Annotated in this window: 20 protein-coding genes; 11 read left to right on the top strand and 9 right to left on the bottom strand. The window is 69.0% G+C overall.

Annotated elements, in window-relative coordinates:
- The first annotated feature begins 76 nt into the window (after positions 1-76).
- The 7 genes from trpS to ACODR1_RS21275 all read left to right on the top strand — a co-directional run bounded on the left by trpS (position 77) and on the right by ACODR1_RS21275 (position 4830).
- On the top strand, positions 77-1120 hold the full coding sequence (gene trpS / locus ACODR1_RS21305) for a tryptophan--tRNA ligase (protein ID WP_116490844.1): 1044 nt from the start codon (positions 77-79) through the stop codon (positions 1118-1120).
- Between the two features lie 67 nt (positions 1121-1187).
- Positions 1188-1760: a NifU family protein gene (locus ACODR1_RS21300; RefSeq protein ID WP_277796112.1), complete on the top strand. Its 573-nt coding sequence runs from the start codon at positions 1188-1190 to the stop codon at positions 1758-1760.
- Positions 1761-1952: 192 nt separating this feature from the next.
- Entirely contained in the window at positions 1953-2540 is a 588-nt protein-coding gene (locus tag ACODR1_RS21295) for a malonic semialdehyde reductase (RefSeq protein WP_488882223.1), read from the top strand.
- Positions 2541-2613: 73 nt separating this feature from the next.
- Complete coding sequence (locus ACODR1_RS21290) at positions 2614-3279, top strand: DUF1131 family protein (protein ID WP_488882222.1); 666 nt, start codon at positions 2614-2616, stop codon at positions 3277-3279.
- A gap of 2 nt (positions 3280-3281) precedes the next feature.
- A complete protein-coding gene (gene tsaB / locus ACODR1_RS21285; RefSeq protein ID WP_488882221.1) occupies positions 3282-3926 on the top strand; it encodes a tRNA (adenosine(37)-N6)-threonylcarbamoyltransferase complex dimerization subunit type 1 TsaB in 645 nt (214 codons plus the stop codon).
- Positions 3923-4375 carry a GNAT family N-acetyltransferase gene (locus ACODR1_RS21280; RefSeq protein ID WP_488882220.1) on the top strand — a complete coding sequence of 151 codons (453 nt, stop codon included), beginning with the start codon at positions 3923-3925 and terminating at the stop codon, positions 4373-4375. The genes tsaB and ACODR1_RS21280 overlap by 4 nt, the downstream gene beginning before the upstream one ends.
- Before the next feature lie 47 nt (positions 4376-4422).
- Entirely contained in the window at positions 4423-4830 is a 408-nt protein-coding gene (locus ACODR1_RS21275) for a Fur family transcriptional regulator (protein ID WP_109101055.1), read from the top strand.
- Positions 4831-4903: 73 nt separating this feature from the next.
- On the opposite strand, the gene trmB is transcribed toward ACODR1_RS21275, so the two are convergent.
- The 9 genes from trmB to ppa form a co-directional block, all read right to left on the bottom strand.
- On the bottom strand, positions 4904-5584 hold the full coding sequence (gene trmB / locus ACODR1_RS21270) for a tRNA (guanosine(46)-N7)-methyltransferase TrmB (protein WP_488882219.1): 681 nt from the start codon (positions 5582-5584) through the stop codon (positions 4904-4906).
- A 91-nt stretch (positions 5585-5675) separates the two neighbouring features.
- On the bottom strand, positions 5676-6899 hold the full coding sequence (metK, locus tag ACODR1_RS21265; RefSeq protein WP_488882218.1) for a methionine adenosyltransferase: 1224 nt from the start codon (positions 6897-6899) through the stop codon (positions 5676-5678).
- A 161-nt stretch (positions 6900-7060) separates the two neighbouring features.
- Positions 7061-7486: a helix-turn-helix domain-containing protein gene (locus ACODR1_RS21260; protein ID WP_116490837.1), complete on the bottom strand. Its 426-nt coding sequence runs from the start codon at positions 7484-7486 to the stop codon at positions 7061-7063.
- A 33-nt stretch (positions 7487-7519) separates the two neighbouring features.
- Positions 7520-9118, bottom strand: coding sequence for an apolipoprotein N-acyltransferase (lnt, locus tag ACODR1_RS21255; protein ID WP_488882217.1), 1599 nt, complete (start codon positions 9116-9118; stop codon positions 7520-7522).
- Positions 9115-10017 (bottom strand): hemolysin family protein, encoded by a 903-nt coding sequence (locus ACODR1_RS21250; protein ID WP_488882216.1) that lies wholly within the window; start codon positions 10015-10017, stop codon positions 9115-9117. Before ACODR1_RS21250 ends, lnt begins: the two co-directional genes overlap by 4 nt.
- A 12-nt stretch (positions 10018-10029) precedes the next feature.
- Positions 10030-10488, bottom strand: coding sequence for an rRNA maturation RNase YbeY (gene ybeY, locus ACODR1_RS21245; RefSeq protein WP_488882259.1), 459 nt, complete (start codon positions 10486-10488; stop codon positions 10030-10032).
- 11 nt (positions 10489-10499) lie between these two features.
- Entirely contained in the window at positions 10500-11447 is a 948-nt protein-coding gene (locus ACODR1_RS21240; protein ID WP_488882215.1) for a PhoH family protein, read from the bottom strand.
- Complete coding sequence (gene miaB, locus ACODR1_RS21235; protein ID WP_488882214.1) at positions 11444-12796, bottom strand: tRNA (N6-isopentenyl adenosine(37)-C2)-methylthiotransferase MiaB; 1353 nt, start codon at positions 12794-12796, stop codon at positions 11444-11446. Before miaB ends, ACODR1_RS21240 begins: the two co-directional genes overlap by 4 nt.
- A 125-nt stretch (positions 12797-12921) precedes the next feature.
- Positions 12922-13455, bottom strand: coding sequence for an inorganic diphosphatase (ppa, locus tag ACODR1_RS21230; protein WP_058347149.1), 534 nt, complete (start codon positions 13453-13455; stop codon positions 12922-12924).
- 292 nt (positions 13456-13747) lie between these two features.
- On the opposite strand from ppa, the gene rimP reads away from it, so the two are divergent.
- The 4 genes from rimP to ACODR1_RS21210 all read left to right on the top strand — a co-directional run.
- Positions 13748-14452 (top strand): ribosome maturation factor RimP, encoded by a 705-nt coding sequence (gene rimP, locus ACODR1_RS21225; RefSeq protein ID WP_488882258.1) that lies wholly within the window; start codon positions 13748-13750, stop codon positions 14450-14452.
- Between the two features lie 2 nt (positions 14453-14454).
- Positions 14455-16146 carry a transcription termination factor NusA gene (gene nusA / locus ACODR1_RS21220; RefSeq protein WP_488882213.1) on the top strand — a complete coding sequence of 564 codons (1692 nt, stop codon included), beginning with the start codon at positions 14455-14457 and terminating at the stop codon, positions 16144-16146.
- A gap of 53 nt (positions 16147-16199) precedes the next feature.
- Positions 16200-16850 carry an RNA-binding protein gene (locus ACODR1_RS21215; protein WP_488882212.1) on the top strand — a complete coding sequence of 217 codons (651 nt, stop codon included), beginning with the start codon at positions 16200-16202 and terminating at the stop codon, positions 16848-16850.
- A gap of 205 nt (positions 16851-17055) precedes the next feature.
- Positions 17056-17532 (top strand): translation initiation factor IF-2 associated domain-containing protein (locus ACODR1_RS21210; RefSeq protein ID WP_488882211.1); only part of this gene is annotated, 477 nt, incomplete at its 3' end.

The raw sequence follows: 17532 nt of genomic DNA, 5'->3' as shown, positions 1-17532 counted from the left end.
GCCGCGTCCCCGGACGCGGCCCGCGCCTCCGTGCGCGCCGCCATCCTGACCGTTTCCGACATCCAAGGCTGAAGCCATGACCGACCAAGCTCCCGTTCCGTACGCGGGTCCCAAGCGCATCCTGTCCGGGATCCAGGCCTCAGGGGCCCTGCACCTGGGCAACTATCTCGGCGCCCTCAAGCGCTTCGTCGACATCCAGGACGAAGAGCCCTTCATCTTCGTCGCCGACATGCACGCCATCACCGTCTGGCAGGACCCGGCGGTGCTGGCCCAGCAGACCCGCGAGATCGCCTGCGCCTACATCGCCGCGGGCCTCGACCCCAAGAAGGCGACGATCTTCCCGCAGTCGGCCGTGCCGGCCCACGCGGAACTCGCCTGGATCTTCAACTGCGTGGCGCGCCTGGGCTGGCTCGACCGCATGACCCAGTTCAAGGAAAAGAGCGGCAAGCACAAGGAGCGCAGCTCTGTGGGCCTCTACACCTACCCGGTGCTGCAGGCGGCCGACATCCTGCTCTACAAGGCCACTCACGTGCCGGTGGGCGAGGACCAGAAGCAGCACCTGGAACTGACCCGCGACATCGCCCAGAAGTTCAACAACGACTTCGGCGCGCCGGGCGGCCAGCCGGCCTTCTTCCCGGTCACCGAGCCGGTGATCGAGGGGCCGGCCACGCGCGTCATGAGCCTGCGCGACGGCACGGCCAAGATGAGCAAGTCCGACCCGTCGGACGCCTCGCGCATCAACCTGATGGACGACGCCGACGCCATCGCCGCCAAGATCCGCAAGGCCAAGACCGATCCCGAGCCGCTGCCCGAGACCATCGAAGGCCTGGCCGAGCGTCCGGAGGCCCGCAACCTCGTGGACATCTACGCGGCCCTGTCGAGCACCACCCGCGCCAAGGTCATCGAGGAGTTCGGCGGCAAGGGCTTCGGCACGTTCAAGCCGGCCCTGGCCGAGCTGGCGGTCGAGGTGATGAGCCCGATCGGCGCGCGCATGCGCGAACTGACCGGCGACCCGGCCCAGATCGACGCCATCCTCAAGGACGGCGCCGAACGCGCCCGCGCCGTGGCCGACCCGGTCGTGGCCGAGACCAAGAAGCTCGTCGGCTTCTGGGGCGCTTGATCCAATAGAAGGGGGCGCGACGCCGCGCCCCCTTGTTCTTCGCATCTCAAAACGCCACATCTCGCCCATGTTCATCCAGACCGAAACCACGCCCAATCCCGACGTGCTGAAGTTCCTCCCCGGCCGCGAGGTCCTGGTGGACGGCGCGCGGGAATTCCGCACCCCCGAGGAGGGCGAGGCCTCGCCGCTGGCCGACGCCCTGTTTCGGCTGGGCGACGTGACGCGGGTGTTCTTCGGTCCGGACTTCTTGACGGTGACCAAGGGCGAGGACGCCCAGTGGCCGCACCTGAAGGCGCCGATCCTGGCGGCGATCATGGATCACTTCACCAGCGGCCGCCCGCTGCTGCTCAGCGAGGACGCCGCCGGCGGCCACGACGAGGACGGCGTCTACGACGACGAGACCGCCCAGATCGTCTCCGAGATCAAGGAACTGCTCGACACCCGCATCCGTCCGGCCGTGGCTCAGGACGGCGGCGACATCGTCTTCAGCCGCTTCGAGCCGGCCACCGGCGTCGTCTGGCTGCACATGCGCGGCGCCTGCTCGGGCTGCCCGTCGTCCTCGGCGACGCTGAAGTCGGGCGTCGAGAACATGCTCAAGCACTATGTGCCCGAAGTGACCCGGGTCGAGCAGACGCTCTGAAGAGACCGCCCTCATCCTTCGACAGGCTAAGGAAGAGGGCTATTGCCGGCGTCGCTGTCGAAAACCTCATCCTGAGCCTGTCGAAGGACGAGGTTTTCGCCTCAGAAGCGGCCGGACGCCTTGCGCGATCCGCCGGGATCCCCATACTGTAACTACATAAGTTGCGATTATGGTTTCCTATAAGGATCGCTGATGTCCAAGCTCGACACCGCCGCTCTCGCCCAGCTGTTCACCAAGGCGCGCACGCGCAACGGCTGGAAGTCCGCCCCCGTGCCGGAAGCGGTGCTGCGCGAGCTCTATGACCTGGTGAAGTTCGGCCCGACCGCCGCCAACGCCAGCCCGGCCCGCTTCGTCTTCGTGACCAGCCCGGAAGCCAAGGAGAAGCTGGCCGCGCTTTCGTCGGGCTCCAACGCTCCGAAGATCCTGGCTGCGCCGGTCACCGTCATCGTCGGCTACGACCTCGACTTCCCCGAGACCCTCGACAAGCTGTTCCCGCACGCTCCGGGCGCCAAGACCTGGTTCAGCGATCCGGTCGCCAAGGAGTGGGGCGCGCTGCGCAACAGCTCGCTGCAGGGCGGCTACTTCATCCTGGCGGCCCGGGCCCTGGGCCTGGACGTCGGTCCCATGTCGGGCTTCGACAACGCCGGCGTCGACGCGGCCTTCTTCGAAGGCACGAACATCAAATCGAACTTCATCGCCTCGATCGGTTACGGCACCGACGAGGGGCTGTTCCCGCGCAACCCGCGCCTGGACTTCGAGGAAGCCGCCCAGATCCTCTGATCGGGCTTCCCATCGTCATCGCCTGGGCAAGCCGGGCGATGACGGCGAGGGGAGGGCGCGCTAGAACCACGGCATGACCCTCCGTCTCGCGCTCCTCGCCGCGCCGCTGGCCCTGCTGGCCGCCTGCGGCCCCGCCGAAAAGACCCCGGCCCAGCCTTCGGGCAAGCCGGCCGCCCAGGCCGCCCCGGAAGCGGCCAAGCCGGCCGACGGCTCTGCCGTGATCAAGATCACGCCCTATGTCGGCGGGCCGCTGCAGGTGGCCGCCGCGGGCGTCGGCCCCATTACCGCCGCCACCGCCTTCGACCAGCCGACGATCCAGGCCCTGTTCCCCAAGGCGGTGGTCAAGGCCGCCTTCATCCATGTGGGCGACGGCCCGCCCGGACCGATCATCACCGTCGAGCAGGACAACGTCCCGCTGCTGGAGATCGGCAAGGGCGCCGACGGCGGCATCGCCGAGATCCGTCTGGCGGCCGGCGACGTGCGCGGCCCCAAGGGCGAGAGCCTGCTGGCCAAGTGGGCGGCCCTGGGCTTCACCCGCGACCAGTGCCGGGCCGGCGAGGGCCGCACCGTCAACCAGACCATCTGCGTGCGCCCCGAGGCGCCGACGGTCTCCTACGTCTTCGGCGTGCCGGGCTGGACCAAGGGCGGCGTGCCCGACGAGGCGACGCTGAAGGCCAAGGGCCAGCTCAACGAATTCGTCTGGCGCCCCGCCGAGACCGCCCAGGTCGGGGCCGCCTGATCTTGCGCGTTCTTTCCGTCGACACCTGCCTGGCGGCCTCGTCGGTCGCCGTGATCGAGGGCGGCCGCGCCCTGGCCGCCCGTACCGAGCCCATGACCCGCGGCCACCAGGAGCGCATCGCGCCCCTGGCCAAGGCGGTCGCCGCCGAGGCCGGGATCGCCTTCTCCGATCTCGACCGCATCGCCGTCACCGTCGGCCCGGGCTCGTTCACTGGCCTGCGCGTGGGCCTGTCGTTCGCCAAGGGCCTCGCCGAGGCCCTGTCGATCCCCTGCGTGGGCGTGAACAGCCTGGAGGCCCTGGCGGCCTCCTCGGGGGCCTCCGGCTTCGTCGCGGCCGTGCTCGACGCCAAGATGGCCCAGGTCTACCTGCAGGTCTTCGACGGAGGGACGGCCCTGATGGCCCCTGACGCCCTCGACATCGGCTCGGCGACCGCTCGCCTGGCCGAACTCTATTCCGGCGGCCCGGCCACCCTGGTGGGCGCGGGCGCGGCCCTGCTGGACGGCGTGCTGCCCGGCGCGACCTGCCTGGACCTCGCCGTCGCCGATCCCGTGGCCATCGCCCGCTTGGCGGCCACGAGGCCCGCCCCGACCCATTCGCCACGGCCGCTCTATCTGCGCGCGCCCTACGCCACGATGCCGACGCCATGAACCTGCGTCCCGTCGGATTGGAAGCGTGCTGGGACCTGGCGGACCTGCACGAGAGGGCCTTCGACCGCCCCTGGGCCCCGACCGAGTTCGAGGCGCTGCTGAACTCGCCCGGCGTCTTCGCCGTACTCGGTTCCTCGGGCGAGCCTGACGAGCCGCGGGGCTTCATCCTGTGCCGGGCCATCGCCGGCGAGGCCGAGATCCTGACCATCGCCGTCGATCCGGCCACGCGCCGGCGCGGCTGGGGCGCCGCCCTGGTCGAGATGGCGGCTGGGATCGCCGCCGAAGCCAAGGCCTTCGACCTGTTCCTTGAGGTGGCGGCCGACAATGCCGCCGCCATCGCCCTCTATGGGGCCACCGGCTTTTCGCAAGTGGGTCTCAGGAAGGGCTATTATCCCCATCCAGACGGCGCCAAGGACGCCGTCGTCATGCGGCGGGCGCTTAACACTTAGGAATCGATTGCCTATTGTGCCCGCGAATCCCCGACGGAGACGCCGCCTTGGACCGCCTCGAAAAGCTTTGTATCGAAAAAGGCATGCGCATGACCGACCAGCGTCGGGTCATCGCGCGCGTACTGTCGTCGGCCGACGACCATCCGGACGTCGAGGAGCTGCACCGTCGGGCCCACGCCATCGACCCGCACATCTCGATCGCCACGGTCTATCGCACCGTGCGCCTGTTCGAGGAGAGCGGCATCATCGAGCGCCATGACTTCCGTGACGGTCGCTCGCGCTACGAAGAGACCCCGACCCATCACCACGACCACCTGATCGACATGAAGACCGGCAAGGTCGTCGAATTCGTGGACGAGGAGATCGAGGCCCTGCAGCACGCGATCGCCAGGAAGCTCGGCTACAAGCTGATCGATCACCGGCTCGAACTTTACGGCGTGCCGATCGAAGAGTGATTGATCCTGATCAAGACAAAAGGGCGCGGGTTCATCCCGCGCCCTTTTCTTTTGGCCTGACCCGGTGCGTGGATCAGGTGCGCACGAAATCGAGGAACACCGGGGCGCAGTCGCCCAGCTTCTTTTCCTCGTAGCGGGTGGTCACGTGGTCGGCGGGAATGGCCTGGCGGTCGACCCCCTCTTCGGCGAAGCGGAAGGCGGGGCTGGCCAGCACCCGCTCGATCGTCCACTCGGCGTAGTCGGCCCAGTCGGTGGCGAAGCGGAAGGCCGCGCCCGGCTTCAGCACGCGGGCCAGCTCGGTCACGAACTCCGGCTGGATGATCCGGCGCTTGTTGTGCCGGGCCTTGTGCCAGGGGTCGGGGAACATCACGAACAGGCGGTCGATCGAGGCGTCGGGCAGCCAGCCGACCACGTCGCGGGCGTCGCCCTCGTGGATGCGGACGTTCGAGAGGGCCTGTTCCTCGACATGGCGCACGGCGCTGGCCACGCCGTTGACGAACGGCTCGGCCCCGATCACCAGCACGTCGGGCCGGCGGCCGGCCTGGGCGGCCATGTGCTCGCCGCCGCCAAAGCCGATCTCCAGCCAGGTCTCCTTGGCGTCCGGCAGCAGGTCGCGCGGCTGGAAGGCCTCGTGCGGCACGGCGATGGTCGGCAGCAGGGTGTCGAGCAGGGCCTGCTGGCGCGGCTTCACCGGCCGCGACTTCAGGCGGCCGAACGAGCGCAGCGGGCCGTGGGGCTGTTGAGGATTGGTCATGGAGCGGGTCTTTAGAGGCTCGAGCGAGAAATGAAAACGGGCCCCGATCTCACGACCGGGGCCCGCTCTCAATTCGGAAGGAGGGAAAGGCTTACGCCAGGCCCTTCAGCTCCGACACCAGGTCGGTCTTCTCCCACGAGAAGCCGCCTTCGTTGTCCGGCGTGCGGCCGAAGTGGCCGTAGGCGGCGGTGCGGGCGTAGATCGGGCGGTTCAGCTGCAGGTGCTCGCGGATCGAGCGCGGGGTGGCGCCGCCGATCAGCTGGGGCAGGGTCTTTTCCAGGACCGCCGGGTCCACCTTGCCGGTGCCGTGCAGGTCGACGTGGAACGAGACCGGCTGGGCCACGCCGATGGCGTAGGCGATCTGGATCGTGCAGCGGTCGGCCAGGCCCGAGGCCACGACGTTCTTGGCCAGGTAGCGGCAGGCATAGGCGGCCGAGCGGTCGACCTTGGTGGGGTCCTTGCCCGAGAAGGCGCCGCCGCCGTGCGGGGCCGCGCCGCCGTAGGTGTCGACGATGATCTTGCGGCCGGTGACGCCGGCGTCGCCGTCCGGACCGCCGATCTCGAAGCGGCCGGTCGGGTTGATCAGCCACTGGGTCTTCTTGGTGATCAGGCCTTCGGGGAAGATCGGCAGGATGTGCGGCTTGATCAGGTCGAGCACGCGCTTGGAAGTCGGGGTCTTGCCGTCGATCTTCTTCTTGTGCTGGTGCGACACGACGATCGAGACGACGCGCTGAGGCACGCCGGCGCCATCGTACTCCAGGGTCACCTGGCTCTTGGCGTCGGGCTCGAGCTCGTGCAGCTCGCCGGAGTGGCGCAGCTCGGCCAGGCGCTTGAGGATGTTGTGGCTGTATTGCAGCGTGGCCGGCATCAGCTCCGGGGTCTCGGTGCTGGCGTAGCCGAACATGATGCCCTGGTCGCCGGCGCCTTCGTCCTTCTTGTCCGTCGCATCGACGCCCTGGGCGATGTGCGCCGACTGGCCGTGCAGGTAGCAGGCGTACTTGGCCTTTTCCCAGTGGAAGCCCTTCTGGGCGTAGCCGATGTCCTTGATGGCCGCGCGGACCTTGGGCTCCAGGGACTTGATGATGTCCTTGGTCAGTTCCTTGTTGGCCTTCTTGTCGCCCCCCGGCTTGCCCGCGCGCACTTCGCCGGCCAGCACGATGCGATTGGTCGTGACCAGGGTCTCGCAGGCCACCCGGGCTTCGGGGTCGGCGGTCAGGAACGCGTCGACGACGGTGTCGCTGATCCGGTCGGCGACCTTGTCGGGATGGCCTTCGGAGACGCTTTCGCTGGTGAAGATGTAGGACGAACGGCTCAAGTGGACGGCTCCGGCTTAGAGTCCAGCGCCCACGCGGCGACCGGCCCCGCGAGCTTAGCGAGGACCATATAAAGATAAGTTTATGTCCGCAAGCCGGCCGGCTACGTTTCGAGCTCCGGCGTGCGGGCGAGGCGCCCGGCCCAGAGGCCGGGCCGGAGGGTCTAGGCCTCTTCCTCGGCCATCGACCGGACGAGGTCGAGGATGCGGCGGCGCACGGGGGCGCGGTTCAGGCGCGGGAACAGCGAGGCCAGTTCCAGGCCCTCGGGCGTCATCAGGAACTCGTGCACCTGGTGGTCGTTGCGCGCTTCGCCGTCGGCCGGTTCGGACGGATCGGCAAGGCCTTCGAAGAAGTAGGCGACGGGGGCCTGCAGGCTACGGGCGATTTCGTAGAGCTTGCTGGCGCTGACGCGGTTGGCGCCGCGCTCGTACTTCTGCACCTGCTGGAAGGTCAGGCCCAGGCTCTCGGCCAGCTTCTCCTGGCTGACGCCCAGGATCTTGCGGCGCATGCGGATGCGGGCGCCGACATGCAGGTCGACGGGGTTGGGCGAACGCTCGATTTCGGCGGGGGATTCGGGGGCGACGGTCATGCTTAGGCATAGACCTAAGATTACGGCTTTAGTTCAGCCCATATCTTTCGCAGCGGCAAACTTCTGACCGCCGATACGTGAGATGCCGATACAGATCGCCGCCGACGCGAGGAGCAGGATCGCCAGCGGCCAGTCGCCCAGCCGCGAGGCCGGCGTGTCGCGACCGACGGCGGACAGGCGGGTGTCGATGACCCCGCGTACGCCCAGGTTCAGGCGCTGGCCCTCGACCACGCGGCCCTGGGCGTCGACCATGGCCGAGACGCCGGTGGGGGTGGCGCGGATCATCGGCCTGCCGGCTTCGATGGCGCGATAGCTAGCCAGGTTCAGGTGCTGCAGCGGGCCGGAGGTGACGCCGAACCAGGCGTCGTTGGAGACGTTGACCAGCGCCCGCACGCCGGCGTCGGGGCGGGCCAGGCCGGGGAACAGGCTTTCGTAGCAGATCAGCGGCTGGACCTTCAGGCCCGGCGCCACGCTCAGCGGGGCAGGGCGTGGTCCCGTGGCGAAGCCGTCGCCCAGGTGGGCCATGCTCTTGAAGCCGATGGCGGTCAGCAGGCCGTCGGCGGGCAGGTACTCGCCGAACGGCACCAGCCGGTGCTTGTCGTAGACGCCGACCATGACCAGGTCGCCGGGCTCGCGGCGCAGGGCCACAAGGCTGTTGTAGTAGACCGGCGCCTCGACGGACCCCTCGTAGCGATAGCCGCCGATCAGCAGCAACTGGCCTGGCTGCAGCGAGTCCATGATCGCCTGGCGCACCCAGGTCCCGGGGGCGAGGTAGTCGTTGATGGCGGCGGGCAGGGCGCCTTCGGGCCAGACCACGATGTCGGCCGGCTTGCCGTCGGCATAGGCCGTGGCGGTCAGGGCGGCGTAGTCGTTGACGATGGCCTGGAAGCTGGCGGCGTCCCACTTGGCCGACTGCTGGACGTCAGCCTGGACGATGCGGACCTTGGGGGCGGCCAGTGTCACGGGGCTCGGCGCGGTCTTCAGCGCCAGGGCGCCGCCGCCATAGAGGCCGGCCAGCGCCAGGGCGGCCGCGCCGACGGCGATCTTGCCCGTCCTGCCTTGCCGCCAGACGGCGGGGGCGGCGGCGATGGCGAGGGTCACGAAGGTCAGGCCGTAGGCGCCCAGCAGGGCGGCGGCCTGAGACGGCGCCGAGCCGGCCCGCCAGGTCTCGCCAGGCAGGTTCCAGGGAAAGCCGGTCAGCACGTGGCCGCGCACCCACTCCAGCGCCGACAGGGCCGCGGCGAAGGCCAGCAAGCGCACCGCGCCGGCCGGGCGCAGGCGGCGGTAAAGGACGGCGCCCGCGCCCCAGAACAGGGCCAGGCCCGCGGCCATGGCGGTCACGGCGAACGGGGCCATCCAGCCCTGGTTGGCGGCGTCGACCAGGAAGGCTTCGCCGATCCACCAGGTGCCGAGGCCGAAATAGCCCAGGCCGGCCAGCCAGCCGCGCAGGAAGGCCCCGCGCAAGGGCCTGGGGCCGTCGATCGTATCCAGCAGCCACAGCAGCAGGGCGTAGCCCAGCAGGCCGGGCAGGATCCCGAACGGCGGGTGCGCCAGGGCCGCGGCGAGGCCCGCGACCAGCGCCAGCACGCGGTCGCGCCAGGGGGAAGCGGCGGTCAGGGCGCGCAGGTTCAAGGAGCGTCCACCGGGGCGAGCGAGGTCTGCGCCTCGGCAGGCTCCGGCGCGCGGCGCACGCGCACCTTCAGGACGCGTCGGGAGTCGGCCTCCAGAACTTCCAGCTCGAAGCCTGCGGGGTGGCGCACCACCTGTCCCGGCTCGGGCACCTGGCCGGCCAGGGCGGCGACGAGGCCGCCGACGGTGTCGACCTCCTCCTCGTGCTCGGGTGGGTCCAGGGTCTCGCCCAGGGCGGCCTCCAGGTCCTCCAGCGGCGTGCGGCCCTCGGTTTCGAAGACGCCGCCGGGACGGGCGATCACGGTGGCCACCTGGGCGTCGTCGTGCTCGTCGTCGATGTCGCCGACCACGCTCTCGATCAGGTCCTCGATGGTCACCAGGCCGTCGACCCCGCCGAATTCGTCGATGAGCATGGCCATGTGAACGCGCTTGGTGCGCATGCGCTGCAGCAGGTCGGCGGCCCGCATCGAGGCGGGCACCAGGAACATGTCGCGGCGCAGCTGCTTGAGGACGCGGGCCTCCGGCTCGGGGCGCAGGTCGCCGTCGGCCAGCAGCCGGAACACGTCCTTGACGTGGACCACGCCGATCGGCTGGTCCAGGGCCTCGCGATAGATCGGCATGCGCGAATGGCCGGACTCGACGAACTGGGCCACGACAACGGCGAACGGGGTGTCGAGCTCGACCGCCACCACGTCGGGGCGGGGGGTCATCAGGTCGCCGACCTTCAGGGTCTTGAACGCCTCGGCCTGGTCGACGAGGTCGGGCGCGGCGGCGTCGTCGGAATCGACCGCGCGCGCGCGCTTGACCGGCGCGGCCCGCCGCAGCTCACGGAAGAACGCCCGCAGGCCCCGGCTGAATCTGGCCGGACCGGCGGGCGTGGAACTCTGGTCGTCGTCAGGCATGCCTTTAGGCTTTCACCTCTCGTCGGCGTAGGGATCGGGAACGTCCAGTCCCGCCAGGATCTCGCGTTCGAGCGCTTCCATGGCCTCGGCCTCTTCGTCGCCCTCGTGGTCATATCCTAAGAGATGCAGCACCCCGTGCGCCACAAGATGTTGCAGGTGGTGGCTCAGGGGCTTGCCCTGTTCCGCCGCCTCGCGGGCGCAGACGCCGTAGGCCAGGGCGATGTCGCCGATCTGGCCTTCCGGATTGGCCGCAGGATCCTGGGGCGAGGGGAAGGACAGCACGTTGGTGGCGTAGTCCTTCTGGCGGAAGTCGCGGTTCAGCGCCTGAACGCTGTCGTCGTCGGCCAGCAGGATGACGATCCCCTGGCCCTCGACGTCCTCGTGGGCGTCCAGCACGGCCTGGGCCGCGCGCCAGACCAGGGCCTCGGCCTCGGGTTCGGCCTTGGTCCAGGCCTCGTCTTCGATTTCGATATCGACGGTGATCATCGGGGAGTCGCCACCAGGGCCGCGTCGGCGTCGTAGGCCTTGACGATGCGCTCCACCAGCGGGTGGCGCACGACGTCGGTCGCGGTGAAGCGGGCCACGGCCACGCCCTCGACGCCGTCGAGGATCGAGACGGCGTGGGCCAGGCCGGAGTCGCGGGGGTTCAGAAGGTCGATCTGGGTCGGATCGCCGGTCACCACCATGCGGGCGCCTTCGCCCAGGCGGGTCAGCACCATCTTCATCTGCAGGCGCGAGCAGTTCTGGGCCTCGTCGACGATGACGAACGCATGGGCAAGCGTGCGGCCGCGCATGAAGGCGATCGGGGCGACCTCGATCTCGCCCTTGTCGCGGCGGCGGCGCAGCTGCTCGGCGCCCATGATGTCGGTCAGGGCTTCCCAGACCGGGGCCATGTAGGGGTCGACCTTCTCGTTCAGGTCGCCCGGCAGGAAGCCCAGCTTCTCGCCGGCCTCGACGGCGGGGCGGGTGACGATCAGGCGGTCGACCTCGCCGCGCAGCAGCATGCCCGCGCCCTGGGCCACCGCCAGGAAGGTCTTGCCGGTGCCGGCCGGACCCAGGCCGAAGACCAGCGGGTGCCGGGCCATCTGCTCCATGTAGGCGGCCTGGTTCTTGGTCTTGGGCGAGACCGCGCCGCGGCGCACGGCGCGCGGCGAGGCCTGGCCGCCGGCGCTGTGGGCTTCGCCCACGGCCACGCGGATGTCGGCTTCCACGACCTCATGGCCGGCGTCGGCGCGCTCGGCCAGGGCCAGCAGGGCGCGCTTGGCCGCCGAGCGGCCCTTGACGTCGCCGGTGATCTTGACGCCGCCGCCGGGCGTCTCGAGCAGGACCTTGAAGGCGTCCTCGATCAGGGCGGCATGGCGGCCGGACGGGCCGGTGACGGCGACGACGGCGTCGTCGGAAAGCGGCAGGAACTCGGGCGTGCGGCTCACGCGGTCTCCAAAGCGGGTTCGTTGGCGAGCACGCCGGCCAGGCTCATCTTGGCGGCGCTCTCGATACGGACGGGAACGATCGTCCCGATCAGATGCTCCCCGCCCGAAACGTGGACGGCTTGCAGGTAGGGGCTGCGGCCGACGATCTGGCCGGGGTGGCGGCCGGCCTTCTCGAACAGCACCGGCAGGGTCTTGCCGACCTGGCTGGCGTTGAAGGCCCGTTGCTGGTCGTCGAGCAGCTGGTTCAGGCGGTCCAGGCGCTCGGCCTTCACGGCCTCGTCGACCTGGCCGGGCATGGCCGAGGCCGGCGTGCCGGGACGGCGCGAATACTTGAACGAGAAGGCGCTGGCGAAACCGACCTCGCGCACCAGCTCCAGCGTCTTCTCGAAGTCGCCGTCGCGCTCGCCGGGGAAGCCGACGATGAAGTCGCCGCTCATGGCGATGTCGGGCCGGGCGGCGCGGATGCGCTCGATCAGCTTCACATAGCTTTCGGCCGTGTGGTCGCGGTTCATGGCCTTGAGGATCTTGTCGCTGCCCGCCTGCACCGGCAGGTGCAGGTACGGCATCAGCTGCGGCAGCTCGCCGTGGGCCTCGATCAAATCGTCGCCCATGTCGCGCGGGTGGCTGGTGGTGTAGCGGATGCGGTCCAGGCCATCGATCGTGGCCAGCTTGCGCACCAGCTTGGCCAGGGTCGAGCCGTCGCCGTCATAGGCGTTGACGTTTTGGCCCAGCAGGGTGACTTCGCGAACGCCGGCGCCGGCCAGGCGCTTGGCCTCCTCGACGATGTCGTTCACCGGGCGCGACCACTCGCCGCCGCGGGTGTAGGGCACCACGCAGAAGGTGCAGAACTTGTCGCAGCCCTCCTGCACGGTCAGGAACGCGGTGACGCCGGTGACGTGGCGTTCGGCCGGCAGGGCGTCGAACTTCTCGTCGGCGGCGAAGTCGGCGGCGAGCCGTTCACCAGAGGCCCGGTGGGCGCGGGCGATCAGCTCGGGCAGCTGGTGATAGGCCTGCGGGCCGACGACCAGGTCCACCGCCCGCTGACGATTCATGATCTCCTGGCCTTCGGCCTGGGCCACGCAGCCGGCCACGGCGATGGTCATCTTGCCGCCGGACTGGGCCTTGCGGTCCTTCATCTGCTTGATCAGGCCAAGCTCGGAATAGACCTTCTCGGTGGCCTTCTCGCGGATGTGGCAGGTGTTGAGCACCACGAGATCCGCGCCCTCGGGATCATCGACCACGCCATAGCCCAACGGACGCAGGACGTCGGTCATGCGCTCGCTGTCGTAGACGTTCATCTGACAGCCGTAGGTCTTGATATAGAGGCGCTTTTGCGGGGTCTCGCTCATCCGGCGAGCTTATGGGGTCGAGCGGCCCCCGGCGCAAGGTCGCGAAGGTCACACCCGGGGCTCGAAGCCGCAAAAGAAAACGGCGCCGGAGAGGTCCCCGGCGCCGCATCTTGATCCTTGAAGGATCAGTAGTTCTCGTCGTGACGCTTGATCGCCGCGCGGATCAGTTCGGCGGTCTCGTCCGGATCGGCCCAGCCGGTGATCTTGGTCGACTTGCCCTTTTCCAGGTCCTTGTAGTGCTGGAAGAAGTGGGCGATCTGCTCGGTCAGGATGGTCGGCAGGTCGCGCCAGCTGTTCACGCCCGTGTAGAAGGGGTGCAGCTTGTCGACCGGCACGGCCAGGATCTTTTCGTCAGACCCGGCTTCGTCGACCATCATCAGGGCGCCGATCGGGCGGCAGCGGATGATCGCGCCGGGCACCACCGGGGTCGGGCCCACGACCATGATGTCGGCCGGGTCGCCGTCGTCGGCCAGGGTGTGCGGAATGAAGCCGTAGTTGGCCGGGTAGAACATCGCCGTGTGCAGGAAGCGGTCCACCATCAGGGCGCCGCTTTCCTTGTCGATCTCGTACTTCACCGGCTCACCGCCCTGCGGGATCTCGATGACGGCGTTCAGGTCGTAGGGCGGGTTCACGCCCACGGCGATCTTGGAGAGGTCCATAGTGACTCTTCGTTGTGGGAAGGTTCCCGCGGGGAGGCGGGCCTCAAGCGGCCGTCTGTATAGGCCACAAGTGTTGCGATGCGAAAGAGGGGGCGTGTCCGCCCCTCGACTTGCGCCTCCAAAAGCAACTTCGATCTGTGGTCCAGCTTGTCGAGTGACCGCCAGAACAGCTTTTGCCGCTTGGCCTTGCGCCCTTGCAAAGGTCTCTCGCGCGCCGCGTGGGCCGGGGCCAGGAGGGGGCTTCCACACGCTCGCCTATCGCGCTATATAGCTCCTACATCGTCCGTTAGCGCTGATTGGCGCTTTCGAGCGGCGGCCCGAAAGGCTGCCGCTTTTTCTTTGGTCGCTCGCCAGCTGGGCCTTCTGGGTCTGGGCGGACGGCCACGAAACCGAGAAGAGAACCGTGCGCGGCAAGACGCGAGAAGACCTGGACCTGATCGAGATGCTCGATCCCGTCGCCGAAGCCACCGGCTACGAGATCGTCCGCCTGCGCCTGATGGGCGGGGCCGAACAGCGCCGCCTGCAGATCATGGCCGAACGCCCCCTGCTGGAAGACGGCAGCGGCGGCGACATGAATGTCGAGGACTGCGCCAAGCTGTCGCGCGCCATCTCCGAGGTGATGGACGCCGCCGACCCGATCGCCGGCGAATACACCCTGGAAGTCTCCAGCCCGGGCGTCGATCGCCCGCTGACCCGCCTGAAGGACTTCGAGACCTATGCCGGTCTCGAGGTGCGCATCGAGCTCGACCGCGTGGCCGAGGGCCGCAAGCGCTTCAAGGGCGAGCTCGCCGGTGTCGAGGACGACCAGGTCGGCCTCAACATCGAGGGCGAGGACGACGTCACCGTCTATTTCCCGTTCGCCTGGATCGTCGACGCCAAGCTCGTCCTGACCGACCAGCTGATGAAGCGGGGCGCCGATGCGCGCGCCGCCAGGATCGACCAGGACGGCGTCGACGCCGAGAACGACAACGATTTGTCCGAAAGTGAAGAGGACTGACCATGGCCATCGGCATCGCCGCCAACCGGCTTGAACTGCTCCAGATCGCCGACGCGGTCGCCCGCGAAAAGGGCATCGAGAAGGAAGTCGTCATCGAGGCCATCGAGGACGCCCTGCAGAAGGCCGCCCGCGCCCGCTACGGCGCCGAGCACGACATCCGCGTCAAGATCGACCCGCGCACGGGCGAGACGACGCAGAAGCGCGTGATCGAGGTCGTCGCCGACGACGCCGACCTGGAAGGCGAGATCGGCAAGGTCCACCTGACCTCGGCCAAGCGCACCTGGCGCGACGCCGAGATCGGCAAGGTCTACGAAGAAGCCCTGCCGCCGTTCGAGATCGGCCGCGTGCAGACCCAGATGGCCCGCCAGGTCGTCATGCACAAGGTTCGCGAAGCCGAGCGCGAGCGCCAGTACGAAGAATACAAGGACCGCTCGGGCGAGATCGTCAACGGCAGCGTCAAGCGCGTCGAGTACGGCAACGTCATCGTCGACCTGGGTCGTGGCGAAGGCATCATGCGTCGCGACCAGTCGATCCCGCGCGAGAACTTCAACGTCGGCGATCGCATCCGCGCCTACATCTACGACGTCCGTCGCGAGACCAAGGGCCCGCAGATCATGCTGAGCCGCGCCCACGGCGGCTTCATGGCCAAGCTGTTCGCGCAGGAAGTGCCGGAAGTCTACGACGGCGTCATCGAGATCCGCGCCGTGGCCCGCGACCCGGGTTCGCGCGCCAAGATGGCCGTCATCTCCAACGACAGCTCGATCGACCCGGTCGGCGCCTGCGTCGGCATGCGCGGCTCGCGCGTGCAGGCGGTGGTCGCCGAGCTGCAGGGCGAGAAGATCGACATCATCCAGTGGTCGGAAGACGAAGCCACCTTCATCGTCAACGCCCTGGCCCCGGCCGAAGTCTCCAAGGTCGTCATGGACGAGGAAGACGAGCGCGTCGAAGTCGTGGTGCCCGACGAGCAGCTGTCGCTGGCCATCGGCCGCCGCGGCCAGAACGTCCGCCTGGCCTCGCAGCTGACCGGCTGGCAGATCGACATCATGACCGAAAGCCAGGAGAGCGAGCGCCGTCAGCGCGAGTTCACCGAGCGCACGGCCCTGTTCCAGGAAGCCCTGGACGTCGACGAGGTCATCGCCCAGCTGCTGGTCACCGAAGGCTTCGCCGCCGTGGAAGACGTCGCCTATGTCGACACCCACGAGATCGGTTCGATCGAAGGCTTCGACGACGAGACCGCCGAGGAACTGCAGGCCCGCGCCCGCGAATTCCTCGAGAAGGAAGCCGCCGCCCTGGACGCCAAGCGCGTCGAGCTGGGCGTGCAGGACGAACTGCTGGGCGTCGAGGGCGTGACCCTGGCCATGGCTGTGGCCCTGGGCGAAGGCGACGTGAAGACGATCGAAGACCTGGCCGGCCTCGTCCCCGACGACATGCGCGGCTGGTTCGAGAGCAAGGGCGGCGAGCGCGTGCGCGAGCCGGGCATCCTCGAGAGCTTCAACCTGTCGCCCGACGACGCCGAGGCCCTGATCATGCGCGCTCGTATCGCCATGGGCTGGGTCGAGGCTCCGCCGGAGCCGGAGTACGAAGAAGTCGAAGGCGAAGAGCTTGAAGGGGAAGAGATCGAGGGCGAGGTCGAAGACGCCGCCCCGGTCGAAGGCGAGGAAGCCCCCGCCGAACAAGCCGCCGAAGAGCAGTAAGAGACAGAGCCGGCCCTTCCGATCCTCGGAAGGGCCGCTTCCTTTGAAGACGCATGATCGACCAGACCGCTCCCAAGACCCACGCCGAAGCCAGCCGCGCGCGCAAGGACATCGTCCTGGGCGAGGTTGTCGACGAGGCGCGCCTGGTGCGGTTCGTGGCCGGGCCTGACGGCGTCGTCATTCCCGACGTGGCCCGCAAGCTGCCGGGGCGCGGCATGTGGGTGGCGGCCGACCGCGAGTCGATCGCCGCCGCCGCCAAGAAGAACGCCTTCTCGCGCTCGGCCAAGGCCAAGCTTTCCGCCCCGGCCGATCTGGCCGACCAGGTGGAACGGCTGCTGGCCAAGCGGGTTCTGGACGGTCTGGGCCTTGCGCGACGCTCCGGGAGCATTATCTCGGGGTTCGAAAAGGTTCTGGCGGCCCTGGCCTCGGGCAAGACCGCCTGGCTGATCGAAGCCGCCGACGGCGCCGATGACGGCCGCCGCAAGGTCTTTTCAGCTGTCCGCAAAGCGCCGAACACCCCGAGAATCCTCGGTATGTTCACATCCGACGAATTGGGTTTGGCCTTGGGCGGGGAGAATGTGATACACACGGCGCTCCTCGCGGGGCGAGGCACGGATCGCTGGACTTTGGACGTCGAGCGGTTATCAGGCTTCCGTCCTTTCACGCCGCCGGACTGGGTGGTGCGTCAGAACGAGGAGCCCTAGGCTTCGATACGTCCTCGGATGGCTTCATTCGATGGCGAAAAGAGCCTAGAACCTGAATGTTGGAGCAAGCCGCCGCTGGCGTCGCGCTCTTGAGCGAAGGGCCGGGAAACGCGCTTCCTATTGGAGGTACGTCCGGGCCCCTTTCTCGTATGGATTGATCGGTTTTTGGGCCGGGAACCCGCCCGGCGGAAGTACAAGCGAGCGCATGAGCGACGAGAACGATAACGGTCGGCCTGGTTCCAACCCCGGTGGGCGCGCGCCCATCACCCTGAAGCCCCGCCAGGGCTCGGTGAGCGCCGGCGTTGTGAAGCAGAGCTTCAGCCACGGCAGGACCAAGACGGTGGTTGTCGAGACGAAGCGCACGCGCCCGCATGCGCCGGCTTCCGGCAACCTCGCCGCGCCGTCCCAGGCCGAGCGTCGCCACGACGCGCCGCGCCCGCAAGGCGGCGGTGGAGCCGCCGGCGGTCTGTCGCAGGACGAGATGCGCGCTCGCCAGCGCGCCATCGAGGCCGCTCGCGAAGCGCAGGAACGCCAGGCCGCAGAACGTCGCGCCGCTGACGCCCGCGCCGCCGCCGAGGCCGCCGCGGCTCGCGAAGCCGCCGCCAAGGCTGCAGCCGCGAAGGCCGCCGCCGAAGCCGCCGCCGCCAAGCCGGCTCCGGCTCCTGCTGCGCCGACCCCGGCC

Source organism: Caulobacter sp. FG7, from assembly GCF_057808875.1.
This window is presented reverse-complemented; position numbering and strand designations above follow the sequence as displayed.

What these genes read in the sequence shown, in the direction of transcription:
- trpS (WP_116490844.1), top strand. Translation starts at nt 77, where the DNA reads ATGACCGACCAAGCTCCCGTTCCGTACGCGGGTCCCAAGCGCATCCTG.
- ACODR1_RS21300 (WP_277796112.1), top strand. Translation starts at nt 1,188, where the DNA reads ATGTTCATCCAGACCGAAACCACGCCCAATCCCGACGTGCTGAAGTTC.
- ACODR1_RS21295 (WP_488882223.1), top strand. Translation starts at nt 1,953, where the DNA reads ATGTCCAAGCTCGACACCGCCGCTCTCGCCCAGCTGTTCACCAAGGCG.
- ACODR1_RS21290 (WP_488882222.1), top strand. Translation starts at nt 2,614, where the DNA reads ATGACCCTCCGTCTCGCGCTCCTCGCCGCGCCGCTGGCCCTGCTGGCC.
- ACODR1_RS21280 (WP_488882220.1), top strand. Translation starts at nt 3,923, where the DNA reads ATGAACCTGCGTCCCGTCGGATTGGAAGCGTGCTGGGACCTGGCGGAC.
- trmB (WP_488882219.1), bottom strand. Translation starts at nt 5,584, where the DNA reads ATGACCAATCCTCAACAGCCCCACGGCCCGCTGCGCTCGTTCGGCCGC.
- ACODR1_RS21260 (WP_116490837.1), bottom strand. Translation starts at nt 7,486, where the DNA reads ATGACCGTCGCCCCCGAATCCCCCGCCGAAATCGAGCGTTCGCCCAAC.
- ACODR1_RS21250 (WP_488882216.1), bottom strand. Translation starts at nt 10,017, where the DNA reads ATGCCTGACGACGACCAGAGTTCCACGCCCGCCGGTCCGGCCAGATTC.
- miaB (WP_488882214.1), bottom strand. Translation starts at nt 12,796, where the DNA reads ATGAGCGAGACCCCGCAAAAGCGCCTCTATATCAAGACCTACGGCTGT.
- ppa (WP_058347149.1), bottom strand. Translation starts at nt 13,455, where the DNA reads ATGGACCTCTCCAAGATCGCCGTGGGCGTGAACCCGCCCTACGACCTG.
- nusA (WP_488882213.1), top strand. Translation starts at nt 14,455, where the DNA reads ATGGCCATCGGCATCGCCGCCAACCGGCTTGAACTGCTCCAGATCGCC.
- ACODR1_RS21215 (WP_488882212.1), top strand. Translation starts at nt 16,200, where the DNA reads ATGATCGACCAGACCGCTCCCAAGACCCACGCCGAAGCCAGCCGCGCG.